At 65.1% G+C, this 11,826-nt stretch carries 14 protein-coding genes; 8 read left to right on the forward strand and 6 right to left on the reverse strand.

The features are described from left to right. Positions 1-2: 2 nt before the first annotated feature. On the reverse strand, positions 3-1,001 hold the full coding sequence (locus F8237_RS20270) for an NAD(P)H-quinone oxidoreductase (RefSeq protein WP_151647307.1): 999 nt from the start codon (positions 999-1,001) through the stop codon (positions 3-5). A 99-nt stretch (positions 1,002-1,100) separates the two neighbouring features. Here F8237_RS20270 and F8237_RS20275 point away from each other — a divergent pair, with 99 nt between their 5' ends. Then, positions 1,101-1,292: a DUF1192 domain-containing protein gene (locus F8237_RS20275; RefSeq protein WP_151647309.1), complete on the forward strand. Its 192-nt coding sequence runs from the start codon at positions 1,101-1,103 to the stop codon at positions 1,290-1,292. A 692-nt stretch (positions 1,293-1,984) separates the two neighbouring features. Continuing rightward, entirely contained in the window at positions 1,985-2,494 is a 510-nt protein-coding gene (rcdA, locus tag F8237_RS20285) for a protease adaptor protein RcdA (RefSeq protein WP_151647313.1), read from the forward strand. Between the two features lie 238 nt (positions 2,495-2,732). Here the strand turns inward: rcdA and rpmE are convergent, their stop codons facing one another. Beyond that, a complete protein-coding gene (gene rpmE / locus F8237_RS20290; protein WP_014439698.1) occupies positions 2,733-2,960 on the reverse strand; it encodes a 50S ribosomal protein L31 in 228 nt (75 codons plus the stop codon). Between the two features lie 219 nt (positions 2,961-3,179). Here rpmE and F8237_RS20295 point away from each other — a divergent pair, with 219 nt between their 5' ends. From F8237_RS20295 to F8237_RS20310, 4 genes are all read left to right on the forward strand, one after another. Then, entirely contained in the window at positions 3,180-4,997 is a 1,818-nt protein-coding gene (locus tag F8237_RS20295; RefSeq protein WP_151647315.1) for an ABC transporter ATP-binding protein/permease, read from the forward strand. A 90-nt stretch (positions 4,998-5,087) separates the two neighbouring features. Further along, on the forward strand, positions 5,088-5,675 hold the full coding sequence (locus F8237_RS20300) for a cysteine dioxygenase family protein (RefSeq protein WP_151647317.1): 588 nt from the start codon (positions 5,088-5,090) through the stop codon (positions 5,673-5,675). 77 nt (positions 5,676-5,752) lie between these two features. Beyond that, entirely contained in the window at positions 5,753-6,031 is a 279-nt protein-coding gene (locus tag F8237_RS20305) for a type II toxin-antitoxin system ParD family antitoxin (RefSeq protein ID WP_151647319.1), read from the forward strand. Then, the gene (locus F8237_RS20310; RefSeq protein WP_151647321.1) at positions 6,021-6,317 is read left to right on the forward strand and encodes a type II toxin-antitoxin system RelE/ParE family toxin; all 297 of its coding nucleotides are present in this window, start codon (positions 6,021-6,023) and stop codon (positions 6,315-6,317) included. The genes F8237_RS20305 and F8237_RS20310 overlap by 11 nt, the downstream gene beginning before the upstream one ends. Before the next feature lie 34 nt (positions 6,318-6,351). Here F8237_RS20310 and F8237_RS20315 read toward each other — a convergent pair whose 3' ends face one another. From F8237_RS20315 to F8237_RS20330, 4 genes are all read right to left on the reverse strand, one after another. Further along, positions 6,352-6,597, reverse strand: coding sequence for a hypothetical protein (locus tag F8237_RS20315; protein ID WP_151647323.1), 246 nt, complete (start codon positions 6,595-6,597; stop codon positions 6,352-6,354). A gap of 70 nt (positions 6,598-6,667) precedes the next feature. Continuing rightward, on the reverse strand, positions 6,668-7,114 hold the full coding sequence (locus F8237_RS20320; protein ID WP_151647325.1) for a GNAT family N-acetyltransferase: 447 nt from the start codon (positions 7,112-7,114) through the stop codon (positions 6,668-6,670). Then, entirely contained in the window at positions 7,114-8,142 is a 1,029-nt protein-coding gene (locus F8237_RS20325; RefSeq protein WP_151647326.1) for a peptidoglycan -binding protein, read from the reverse strand. Before F8237_RS20325 ends, F8237_RS20320 begins: the two co-directional genes overlap by 1 nt. Positions 8,143-8,146: 4 nt before the next feature. Beyond that, a complete protein-coding gene (locus tag F8237_RS20330) occupies positions 8,147-9,163 on the reverse strand; it encodes a flagellar motor protein MotA (protein WP_162006143.1) in 1,017 nt (338 codons plus the stop codon). Positions 9,164-9,381: 218 nt separating this feature from the next. On the opposite strand from F8237_RS20330, the gene F8237_RS20335 reads away from it, so the two are divergent. Next, entirely contained in the window at positions 9,382-10,401 is a 1,020-nt protein-coding gene (locus tag F8237_RS20335) for an SAM-dependent methyltransferase (protein WP_151647330.1), read from the forward strand. A gap of 231 nt (positions 10,402-10,632) precedes the next feature. Beyond that, on the forward strand, positions 10,633-11,826 hold the full coding sequence (locus F8237_RS20340) for an efflux RND transporter periplasmic adaptor subunit (RefSeq protein ID WP_151647332.1): 1,194 nt from the start codon (positions 10,633-10,635) through the stop codon (positions 11,824-11,826).

The raw sequence follows: 11,826 nt of genomic DNA on the forward strand, positions 1-11,826 counted from the left end.
GCCTAGACCTCCAACACAATTTTGCCAATATGTTCGGAGGTCTCCATGCGCCGGTGCGCGTCGGACGCCCTTTCCAGCGGGAAAGTGCTGTCCATCAGCGGTTTGACGCGGCCTTCGCGCAAGAGCGGCATCACTTTGGCCTCGATCGCGGCCACCATCGCCGCCTTGTCAGCATTACTACGGGGACGCAGCGTCGAGCCGGTATGGGTGAGGCGCTTCACCATCACCTTGGCGATGTTGACGGTGACCTTGGGGCCGTTGAGGGTCGCGATCTGCACGATCCGGCCGTCGACCGCGGCGGCATCATAGTTGCGGTCGACATATTCGCCGGCGACCATGTCGAGGATCAGGTTGACGCCGGCATTGCCGGTTTCCGCCTTGACCACGGCGACGAAGTCCTCGGTCTTGTAGTTGATGGCGCGGTCGGCCCCGAGCTTGAGGCAGGCATCGATCTTGTCCTGCGATCCCACGGTGACGAACACCTTGGCGCCGAACGCTTTCGCGAGCTGGATCGCCATGGTGCCGATGCCGGAAGAGCCGCCATGGATCAGCAGCGTCTCGCCGGCCTTCAGGCCGCCGCGCTCGAACACATTGTGCCAGACCGTCATCAGGGTCTCCGGCAGCGCGCCGGCTTCCTTGATCGACAGCGACGGCGGCACGCTCATCGCCTGGCCGTCCTGGGCGATGCAGTACTGCGCATAGCCGCCGCCGGCGACGAGCGACATCACCTTGTCGCCGATCTTGTGCCGCTTGGCGTTGCTGCCGACGGCGACCACTTCACCGGCGATTTCCAGGCCGGGCAGGTCGCTGGCGCCGGGCGGCGGCGGATAGGCGCCGGAGCGCTGCGCCACGTCGGGCCGGTTGACGCCGGCGGCCTGCACCTTGACCAGGATCTCGTCGGGACCGGGCTGCGGCAGCGCCCGCTGTTCCGGCACCAGCACCTCCGGTCCGCCGGGCTTGGAGATGGCGACCACGGTCATTTGCGCGGGCAGCTTGTCCATGATGTGTCCTTGGGCAAAGGTGCGGGAGGAAGCGAGGCCATTGCTTAGCCAGCGCGGTCCCAGCTGGCAACCGCTTCAGCGCCCGCAGGAGGAGCAACCATGCCGCCGGAAGACGACGACCGCCCGCGCAAGAAGATCAGCCATGAAATCGGACAGGACCTCTCACTCTTGTCCGTGGAGGAACTGACCGAGCGCGTCACGCTGCTCAAGACCGAAATCGCAAGGCTGGAGGAAGCCGCCACCAAAAAACGCGCCTCGCGCGATGCGGCGAACAGCGTGTTCAAGTCGTAGAGCGCAGCACTCCGCTCTCGTGTCCCGGACGCGGTGCGGCACCACAAGCGCGTTCGCGCGCGTCTTCGACGCGCTATGGTGACGCTCCGCAGAGCCGGGACCCATGCCTCTCCCCTTTCGTCATTCCGGGGCGGCGCGCAGCGCCGAGCCCGGAATCCATAACCACAGAACGTCGAAACGGGCACGCTGACAGTGAACGCCCACCACACCCGCCTGTGGTTATGGATTCCGGGCTCGCGCCAAGTAGCGCGCCCCGGAATGACGGCGGTGAGAGAGGCGCGACCGCTTCCACATCGTCATGCCCGGGACAAGCCCGGGCATGACGGACAGATCTTTCCACACCCCCTCGGCCACTGGCCGACATGGCTAACGAACCCTCAAAAAATCCGCTCGTTTACGCACCATTAAGCTTTCGGGTTTATGACTGGAACTGTCCTCGTTTGGACACCGAGTGGCTCCTGTCCACTCTGTTTGACGCCTCCCTGTTATCAACTTTCAAAGCCGCCGGTTTTCCGGCGGCTCTTTTTTTGCCTCGCACCTGGGGTGAAATCAGGTTGAATTCCGGGGAAAGACGCGCGGAAACCATATCCGCGCTTGTCGCTGGACTCCGGGTCCGGCCCGCGCAATGATTTGTTCATCATAAGCCGGCGCCTAAGCCGGATGGGTAAACAGTTGCGTAAGGGGCGTTAACCATGGAACGTTTGCAAGCCGACGGCGCTCTCGTTCAACTCAGCGAGCGTTTCACCAATTCTGCGGCGTTCGGCACGCTGTTCCGCGAGGGCATGGACCTCGTCGAAGAGACCGCGGCCTATCTCGACGGCGCAGGCCGCACCGAGGCCAAGGCGCTCGATCGCGCCGTCAGCCTCATCTATGCGACCGAGAGCATGCGTCTCACCACCCGCCTGATGCAGCTCGCCTCGTGGCTGCTGCTGCACCGTGCGGTGAAGGAAGGCGAGATGACGCTGGGCCAGGCCAGCCGCGAGAAGACCAAGGTCAAGCTGTCGGCCGCCGATCCCGGTCCGGGCGATACCATCGAGAAGCTGCCCGCACAGTTGCAGGACCTGATCCATCGCTCGATGAGCCTGCAGACCCGCGTGCGTCGTCTGGACACCACCATCCACACCCCGCCGGCCGAACTTCCCGCGATCGGCAACCCGCTGGTGCCGCACCTCAACGCGCTGAAAGCGGCGTTCGAGCGGTAGGGTCTAATTCCAACTCCGTCACCCTGAGGTGGCCGCTTCTTCAGCGGCCCTCGAAGGGCGACGGCCCGGCTGGTGCATCTCGGCCGTCTATCCTTCGAGGCTCTCCACGCGACGCTTTGCGCCGCATGGTTCGCACCTCAGGATGACGGGGATAGAGCACCCCTAACAGCAGCCCACCAACAAAAAACGCCTCCGGTCTCCCGGGGGCGTTTTTCGTTTCCAGCCTCGAGGAGCCGGATCAATCCTTCTTGAGGAAGCCCGAAAACTTCTTCTGGAACCGCGAGACGCGGCCGCCGCGATCCAGCATCTGGGCGTTGCCGCCGGTCCAGGCCGGGTGCGACTTCGGGTCGATGTCGAGGTTCAGCGTGTCGCCTTCCTTGCCCCAGGTGGAGCGGGTCAGGTACTCGGTCCCGTCGGTCATCACGACCTTAATCGTATGATAATCCGGATGAATTTCGGCTTTCATGGCAATTCCTAGGGCGACCGGCGCCGCTCGCTTGAGTGATGTCGATGACGGATTTGGGCGCTCTATACCCCACAGACCCCTTGAAGACAAGCTTGCCCCCTAAAACAAGCCTTTGTCGGGACAGGAGAACCGGGCCGTCCCCTAAGTGACATTCCGGATTTGCCACTCCCCCTGCACCGGCCTATGTGGAGCCAACGTCTCTTTTTTGGTCGGATTCCAATGAGCGCAGTTGAAGCCGGGCCCGCAGAAGCCTCGTCGATCGAAGCCGAACTGATCGAGCAGCCGGCGAAGAGCCGCGCCAAGCTGCGGCCGTTAATGGCGCTTGCGCCCTACGTCGCCCGCTACCGCGGCCGCGCGGCGCTCGCCTTCGTCGCACTGACGATCGCTGCACTGACCACGCTGCTGGTGCCGGTCGCGGTACGCCGGATGATCGATTTCGGCCTGACGCCGGAAGGCATCGAACTGATCAACAGCTACTTCTCGGTGATGATCGCGGTGGTCGCCGTGCTCGCACTGGCGAGCGCCGCGCGTTACTACCTCGTGATGACGATCGGCGAGCGTATCGTTGCCGACCTCAGGCGCGACGTCTTCGCCCATCTGCTGTCACTCTCGCCGGCCTTCTTCGATTCGGCGCGCAGCGGCGAGCTGATCTCGCGGCTCACCGCCGACACCACCCAGCTCAAATCCGCAGTCGGCGCCTCCGTCTCGATCGCGCTGCGCAATCTGATGATGTTTTTCGGCGCGGCGGCGATGATGGTGTTCACCAGCCCGAAGCTGTCGGGCTTCGTGCTGCTCGCCATACCTCTGATCGTGCTGCCGCTGGTTGCCTTCGGCCGCTGGGTGCGGCGTCTGTCGCGCAATGCGCAGGACACGCTGGCGGAAGCTTCGGCCTACGCAGGCGAGCTGGTCGGCGCGATTCGTACCGTGCAGGCCTATACCAGCGAACCGTTTGCCGGGAAGCGTTTTGGCGGCGAGGTCGAGCAGGCCTATGAAGCCGCGCGCACTTCGACGCAGGCCCGCTCCGTGCTCACCGCCATCATCATCTTCATCGTGTTCTCAAGCGTGGTCGCGATCCTCTGGATCGGCTCGCATGACGTGCTGAGCGGCGCAATCACGCCGGGCCGGCTCGGCCAGTTCGTGCTCTATGCGGCCTTTGCCGCTGCGGGCCTCGGCCAGCTCAGCGAAGTCTGGGGCGAGGTCTCGTCCGCCTCCGGCGCCGCCGAGCGCCTGTTCGAGATCCTGCACGTGAAGCCCGAGATCGCGGCGCCCGCCTCGCCGCGCGCGCTGCCGGTGCCGGCGCGCGGCGAGGTCGGCTTCGACCATGTCAGCTTCTCCTATCCCGCGCGGCCCGACGTCAAGGTGCTCGATGCCGTGTCATTCGCGGTGCGCCCGGGCGAGAAGGTCGCGATCGTCGGTCCGTCCGGTGCCGGCAAGAGCACGATCTTCCATCTGCTGTTGCGCTTCTACGATCCGCGTGGCGGTGCGATCTCGCTCGATGGCGTGCCGGTCAGATCCGCCGATCCGCGCGATGTCCGCTCCCGCATCGCTTTGGTGCCGCAGGAATCCAACGTGTTCGCGGCGAACGCCCGCGAGAACATCCGCTTCGGCCGCCCCGATGCGACCGACGCCGAGGTCGAGCGCGCCGCCGAGCTCGCGCACGCCGCCGAATTCATCCGCCGCCTGCCCGAAGGTTTCGACACCCCGCTCGGCGAGCGCGGCGTGACGCTGTCCGGCGGCCAGCGCCAGCGCATCGCGATCGCCCGCGCGATCCTGCGCGATGCGCCGCTCCTGCTGCTCGATGAAGCCACCTCCGCACTCGATGCCGAAAGCGAAACGCTGGTGCAGACCGCGCTCGAAGAGCTGATGAAGCACCGCACCACCCTGGTGATCGCGCATCGCCTCGCCACCGTGCTGTCCTGCGACCGCATCCTGGTCATGGACCAGGGCCGGATCGTCGAGCAGGGCACGCATGCCGAGCTCGTGGCGGCGAACGGGCTCTATGCGCGGCTGGCGCGGTTGCAGTTCGAAGGGGCGTGAGGTGGCCGTGTTCGAGGCCGGCAGAGCCGTGATATCGCGGGTGTCGAGACCCAGCCGAACATCTTCCCTCCGCGTTTCAGGCAAGCTGCAATGACCAATATCTCCCGTCTCGCGAACTTCGTCGCTGACGCCGCTCGCATTGTCGAGTCCGGATCGGGCGAGGCGGCCATCGTTGCCGAGCTCAATCCGAAACTGAAGGCACTCGTCAGTGTCGATGACTGGCTGCCGGCCGCTTACGCCGTCGCCGACGGCAAGGCGTATCAGCAGCATCTGCTCTATGCCGATCCACTTGATCGCTTCTCGGTCGTGAGCTTCGTCTGGGGACCCGGCCAAGGCACACCCATTCACGACCATCGCGTCTGGGGAGTGGTCGGCGTTCTGCGCGGCGAGGAGGTTTCGGTCAGCTACGCGCGGTCCGGCGACGGTTCGCTCGAGGCTGGCCCGGCGGAACGGCTTCCGCAGGGAAGCGTGGCCGGCGTGTCCCCCGACATCGGCGACATTCACGCGATCTCCAACGGGCTCCCGGACCGTTCGTCGATCAGCATTCACGTCTATGGCGGCAATATCGGAACGATTCGCCGCTCCATCTTCGATGCCGAGACGGGATCCGCCCGCGACTTCATCTCCGGCTATTCGAACGAAGCCGTTCCGAACCTCTGGCGTCGGCGTCAAGTGTAAGCGCCCGACCTTTCGAATGGTCAGGACCGGTTGCCGCGTATAGCATAAAGTAATATATTATGAGACAGGAGGCGCTCATGGCCACGAGCTATTCTGTCGGCAAGCACTACGAAAGCTTCATCAAGGATCTCGTCGACAGCGGTCGTTACGCTACCGCGAGCGAAGTCATGCGCGAAGGGCTGCGCCTGATCGAGGAGCGCGAGGAGCGTCGCAAGGCGGAGCTCGAAGCCTTGCGTGCCGCCGTTCAGGAAGGGCGGGACAGTGGTCCAGCCGATCCATTCGAGCCCGGTGAGTTGGTCGAACGGGTCAAGGCGCGAGGACGTGAGCAGCTGAAAGCCGGCAAGCGTGGCGGGTAATCTCTCCAGGCGTCCTCAGGTTGAAACTGACCTTGAGGAAATCTGGCTTTTCATCGCATCGGACAACATCGGCGCAGCGGACCGCCTGCTCGATCGTATCGGCAATACTTTTCAGATGATCGCCGAGAATCCGCAGGCAGGCCGGCATCGCCCCGAACTTGGGATGGGCATCCGTAGCTTTGCTGTAGGCCACTACGTCGTGTTCTACGAAGCATTCCCGAACGGCGTTGAAATCGTCCGGGTGCTGCATGGTGCCCGAGACATTGCACCGAACGATCTCGACTGAAGGCTGCGTTTTTCGGCTGCAGCCATAGACCGCTCTACCGGCACTTTGGCGAGAGCGTCGGCACGTTCGGCCACGGCCAGTTCTTCCAGCTCCCGTCCGCATCGACGCAAGCCGATGGAGCGGAGCCGTTCGTTGGAGCTGGGTTGCTTGTCGGAGCAGGCGCATTTGCCGTCTTGAGCGGCGCGGCGAAGCGCTGGTCGACATAGGCGGTCGACACATATCCGGCGACGACGACGCCCAGCAGGACCGTCGAACCCTTGGTCAGGTCGCTCAGCTTCATCGATCCTCTCCATCTGCTTGCCGCCGCCGGCACGAATAGCAAACGTCTCGAGATCCATGCGTGACAGGAATCACGCCCGCCAAATCATCTTCAGCACCGGCCGTCCCGAGGTCGGGTTCACATCATCACCCGCGTTCGCAAAGCCGTTGCGCTCGTAGAAGCGGATGGCGCGGGTATTGTCCTTGTTGACGAGCAGCGTGATGCCTGACGGTGACAGGCGCTTGGCTTCATTCACCAGCAGCCGGGCCGCGTCCGAGCCCCAATGATCCGGGTCGACCACGAGCTGGTCGAGATAGCCCTCGCCGTCGATGGTGACGAAGCCGGTGAGGGCGCCATCCGCTTCCGCGACGACAATGGACGCCTTCGGCACCAGATCCTTGCGCCAGCGCTCGCGCCACCATTCCAGCCGCGCGGCGAAGTCGATCTGCGGATAGGCCTGCTGCCAGGTGCGATGCCAGAGGTCGATGGCGGCGGCTTCGTCCTCGGGCCGGTAGGGGCGAAGGTGGAGCGCGCTCACTACCGCTCCGTCAGCTTCAGCTCGATGCGGCGATTGCGCTTGTAGGCCTCTTCCGTATTGCCGGTATCGAGCGGCTGGAATTCGCCGAAGCCGGCGGCGACGAGGCGCTGGGCGGGGACGCCGAGCGAGACCAGGTACTGCACCACCGAGATCGAGCGCGCTGCCGACAGGTCCCAGTTCGACTTGAAGTTCGCGCCGCTCACCGGCCGCACATCGGTATGGCCGTCGACGCGTAGCACCCAGGGAATCTCGTTCGGAATCTTCTTGTCGAGCTCGATCAGCGCGGTTGCCAGCGTGTCGAGCTCGGCGCGGCCTTCGGGCAGCAGCGTCGCCTGTCCGGTGTCGAAGAACACTTCGGACTGGAACACGAAGCGGTCGCCGACGATGCGGATGTCCGGCCGGTTGCCGAGGATGGCGCGCAGCCGGCCGAAAAACTCCGAGCGGTAGCGCGAGAGTTCCTGCACGCGCTGCGCCAGCGCGACATTCAGGCGCGAGCCGAGATCGGCGATGCGGTTCTGCGATTCCTTGTCGCGCTTCTCGCTGGCATCCAGCGCCTCTTCCAGCGCCGCCAATTGCCGCCGCAGCGCGCTGATCTGCTGGTTCAGGACCTCGATCTGCGCCAGCGCCCGCGCCGACACGGCCTTCTCCGAGTCCAGTGCCTTGCCGAGCTCGGAGGTCTTGCCTTGCGCGTCGTTGCCGGCGGCAGCCAGGCCGTCATAAAGGCCCTTGATGCGATCGCGCTCGCTTTCGGCGGAGGCGAGGCCGGCTTTCAGCGACGAGACCTGGTCGTCGAGCGTGAGCTTGCCGAGCTTCTCCAGCGACAGCAGCTCGTTGAGCTGGGCGATCTTGGCGTTGAGCTGCTCCAGCGCCTTGTCCTTGCCGGTGACCTCCTGCGACAGGAAGAACTGCACGACCAGGAACACCGACAGCAGGAACACGATCGACAGCACCAGCGTCGACAGCGCGTCGACGAAGCCGGGCCAGTAGTTGAAGGAGGTATCGCCGCGGCGGCCGCGCGCCAGAGCCATGTCGCTAACCCTTTTCCGGCTGGCGCGCGATGCGCTCCAGCAGGCGACGGATCTCTTTGTTCTGCTCGCCCTGGCCGTCGGCCCATTCGCGGATCATCTGCTGCTCGGTCCGCATGTGCGAGACCAGCGCCTGGATCGCTTCGGCGAGGCTCGCCATCGCCGCGGTGGTGCCGCGGCTGGCGCTGCCTTCCTCGAGCACGGAGCGCAAGCGTTCGACCGCGGCCTGAAGCTCGCCGCTGGCAACACCGCCGCCGGAGGCGACCGCGACGTCGCCGTGGCCATATTCGCGCACGGTTGTGGCGAGCCAGTCTTCGAGGTCGGTGTAGAAGCGATTTTGGGCCTGGCTCGACTGCAAATCGAGGAAGCCGAGGATCAGCGATCCCGCGAGGCCGAACAGGGAGCTCGAGAACGAGATGCCCATGCCGCCGAGCGGGGCGGCAAGGCCCTCCTTCAGCGTGTCGAACAGCGCGCCGGAATCGCCCCCGACCTTGAGCCCGTCGATCACCTTGCCGACCGAGCCGACTGTTTCGATCAGGCCCCAGAAGGTGCCGAGCAGGCCGAGGAAGACCAGGAGCCCGGTCATGTAGCGGGAGATGTCGCGGGCTTCATCCAGACGGGTCGCGATCGAATCGAGCAGGTGTCGCATCGTGGTCTGGGTGATCGACATCCGCCCGGTGCGCTCGCCGCCGAGGATCATCGCCATCGGCGCCAGCAGCTTGGGGTGGCGCGCCGGCGCCAGGCCGGGATCGGCGATGCGGAAATTGTTGACCCAGGAGACTTCGGGGTAGAGTCGGATGACCTGGCGGAACGCCAGCACGATGCCGATGAACAGCACCGCCCCGATCAGGGCGTTGAGGCCCGGATTGGCGAAAAAGGCCTGGATGATCTGCTTGTAGAGCACCACGCCCACCAGCGCGCACAGCACCAGAAAGACCAGCATCCGCACCAGGAAGACGCTGGGTGAGGACAGTTTTGTGTACTCGATATCCATGGGGGAGCGGGTCGAGGCGCCTGACGGCATGGCTGGTATCATCCGTTACGAAAGCTTGCTTGCAGGGCGCACTATGGCACAGCGCCCGGCCAAAAAAAGCGCCCGATGCGCGGATTTCGGGGGGCGGCGCGGAACCCAATGCTGAAACCGCGCTTTGATACCCGCGTATTCGCAAAACGTCGGCATTCCGCTGGCCCAGATCGGGACTTTCGAATGGAGATCCGCGTTTTGACCCAGGAAGCGGTCATATGAGCGTCGTTTCCGCGATCATCGGGACCGCCGAACGCGTGCCGCTGCCGGATGTCGTGGTCCGTGCTGCGATCCAGCGCCTGTGCGCGCGTACGGCCGTGCGGCTGTCCGGGCTGGGCGCGGCCGAAGATGCCGCCTTCGCCGGGCGGATGATGTTGCGGCCGATCGCCGAGGACGCGGATGCCGGCTCTCGCGAGGTGCCCGCTTCGTTCTTCGCGCAGGTGCTCGGACCCAACCTCAAATACTCGTCCTGTTTCTACAAGACCGCTGCCTCCACCCTGCAGGAGGCCGAGGAGGAGGCGCTGCGCCAGTCCGTCGAGCATGCCGGCCTCGCCGACGGCCAGACCATCCTCGAGCTCGGTTGCGGCTGGGGCTCGCTGTCGTTGTGGATGGCGCGGCAGTTTCCGCACGCGACGATCATGGCGGTGTCGAACTCGCAGGCCCAGCGCACCCATGTCGAGGACGAGGCGCGGTTGCGCGGCCTTTCAAACCTGCGCGTGGTCACCGCGGACATGAACGTATTCGCCCCCGAGGGCCTGTTCGACCGCATCGTCTCGATCGAGATGTTCGAGCAGATGACGAACTGGCGCAAGCTGCTCACGCGCGTGCGGTCATGGCTGGCGCCGGAGGGGCGCTTCTTCATGCACATCGTCACCCATCGCTCCGGCTCCCACCTGTTCGACCGGACCGATCGCGACGACTGGATCGCGCAGCACGTCTTCACCGACGGGTTGATGCCGAGTCATCACCTCGTCAGGCAATTCGGCGACATCTTCGCAATCGAGAAGGAATGGTGCTGGAGCGGAACGCACTATCAGCGCACCGCCAACGACTGGCTCGCCAATTTCGATGCGCATCGCGACATGATCGAAGCTTCACTGCGCAAGGTCCATGGCGAGGAGGCCGCGCTGTGGATGCGGCGCTGGCGTTGGTTCTTCCTCGCGACGTCGGGACTGTTCGGCTACGCCGACGGAACCGAATGGGGCGTCAGCCGCTACCGGATGAAGGCCGCCGTATAATTGCGGTCTTCTGTCGCAGCACGCCGCGATGGAACCCGACTCACAATCCGGTGAGACGCAAAAAGCGCCCTGAACTCAGCACGATAGGTCATGTGGCATTGAGCCGCCTGCGCCATGCGTTGCGTTGCAGCAAGTCCCTTCTATTTTGAGGGCACCAGCCGCGCGGAATTGTCCAGAACAGGCGCCACGCGGCGCGTGATCAGTTTCAACAACATCGGGGCACTTAACTTCATGTCAGGACTTCGCGCGCGATCGGCCTGCGTTGCAATGATGCTCGCGGCCTGTGCGCCGCTGCTCGGCGCTTGCGACGAATCCGCCTCCGCTGTTTCCGCCGCGCAGCCGGCCGAACCTGACGTCAGCATCGTCACGGTCAAGCCGCAACCGCGCGCCGTGGTGCGCGAACTGCCGGGCCGCATTTCGCCGACGCGCGTCTCCGACGTGCGGCCGCGCATTTCCGGCATCGTGGTCGAGCGCCTGTTCCGGCAGGGCAGCGAAGTGAAGGCGGGTGATCCGCTCTACCGCATCGATCCGCGTCCGTTCGAGGTCGAGGTGATGGCCAACGAGGCCGCGGTCGCCAAGGCCGAGGCCGCGTTGATGCAGGCCAGGCAGCAGGCGCACCGCATCGCGACGCTCACCAGCCAGCGCGCCGCGCCGGAGGCCGAGAACGAGAAGGCGATCGCGGGCGAGCGCCAGGCCCATGCCGAAGTCGAAGGCCGCAAGGCCGATCTCGCGCGCGCAAAGCTCAATCTCGACTACGCGACCGTGCGCGCGCCGATCGACGGCGTCGTCGGCGCGGCGCTGGTCAGCGAAGGCGCGCTCGCGGTCCAGAACGAGACCAATCTTGCGACCATCCAGCAGCTCGATCCGATCTATGCCGACTTCACCCAGTCGGTGAACGAGCTAAACCAGCTGCGCCGCGCCTTCGAGAGTGGCGACCTCGAGCGCATCGCGGCCGACGCGGCCAAGGTGAGCCTCGTGCTCGACGACAACACCCTCTATTCGCTCGACGGCAAGCTGCTGTTCTCGGATGCCAAGGTCGACGCCCATACCGGGCAGGTCACCTTGCGCGGCGAGTTCCGCAATCCCAAGCGCGAGCTGTTGCCGGGCATGTATGTCCGCGTTCGCATCGACCAGGGCCTCGACTCCGATGCGATCGCGGTGCCGCAGCAGGCGATCCAGCGCAATGGCGGCGGCGGCAGCGAGGTGTTCGTGGTCAAGGACGACAACCGCATCGCGGTGCAGCCGGTGCGCACCGGCTCGGTGCAGGACGGCGTCTGGTTCGTCACCGATGGCCTGAAGGCCGGCGACAAGGTCGTGGTCGAAGGCTTCCAGAAATTCGCGGCCGGCGACAAGGTCAAGCCGCAATCCTGGTCGGAAGCGGACGCGACCGCCGACAACCGGCACGCTCTCAAGGTCACGCGGTAA

Source organism: Bradyrhizobium betae, assembly GCF_008932115.1.
Lineage (GTDB): Bacteria > Pseudomonadota > Alphaproteobacteria > Rhizobiales > Xanthobacteraceae > Bradyrhizobium > Bradyrhizobium betae.

Excerpts from the sequence above, each read along its gene's own strand:
- F8237_RS20270 (WP_151647307.1), bottom strand. The coding sequence starts at position 1,001 with ATGGACAAGCTGCCCGCGCAAATGACCGTGGTCGCCATCTCCAAGCCC.
- F8237_RS20275 (WP_151647309.1), top strand. The coding sequence starts at position 1,101 with ATGCCGCCGGAAGACGACGACCGCCCGCGCAAGAAGATCAGCCATGAA.
- rcdA (WP_151647313.1), top strand. The coding sequence starts at position 1,985 with ATGGAACGTTTGCAAGCCGACGGCGCTCTCGTTCAACTCAGCGAGCGT.
- rpmE (WP_014439698.1), bottom strand. The coding sequence starts at position 2,960 with ATGAAAGCCGAAATTCATCCGGATTATCATACGATTAAGGTCGTGATG.
- F8237_RS20295 (WP_151647315.1), top strand. The coding sequence starts at position 3,180 with ATGAGCGCAGTTGAAGCCGGGCCCGCAGAAGCCTCGTCGATCGAAGCC.
- F8237_RS20300 (WP_151647317.1), top strand. The coding sequence starts at position 5,088 with ATGACCAATATCTCCCGTCTCGCGAACTTCGTCGCTGACGCCGCTCGC.
- F8237_RS20305 (WP_151647319.1), top strand. The coding sequence starts at position 5,753 with ATGGCCACGAGCTATTCTGTCGGCAAGCACTACGAAAGCTTCATCAAG.
- F8237_RS20315 (WP_151647323.1), bottom strand. The coding sequence starts at position 6,597 with ATGAAGCTGAGCGACCTGACCAAGGGTTCGACGGTCCTGCTGGGCGTC.
- F8237_RS20325 (WP_151647326.1), bottom strand. The coding sequence starts at position 8,142 with ATGGCTCTGGCGCGCGGCCGCCGCGGCGATACCTCCTTCAACTACTGG.
- F8237_RS20330 (WP_162006143.1), bottom strand. The coding sequence starts at position 9,163 with ATGCCGTCAGGCGCCTCGACCCGCTCCCCCATGGATATCGAGTACACA.
- F8237_RS20335 (WP_151647330.1), top strand. The coding sequence starts at position 9,382 with ATGAGCGTCGTTTCCGCGATCATCGGGACCGCCGAACGCGTGCCGCTG.
- F8237_RS20340 (WP_151647332.1), top strand. The coding sequence starts at position 10,633 with ATGTCAGGACTTCGCGCGCGATCGGCCTGCGTTGCAATGATGCTCGCG.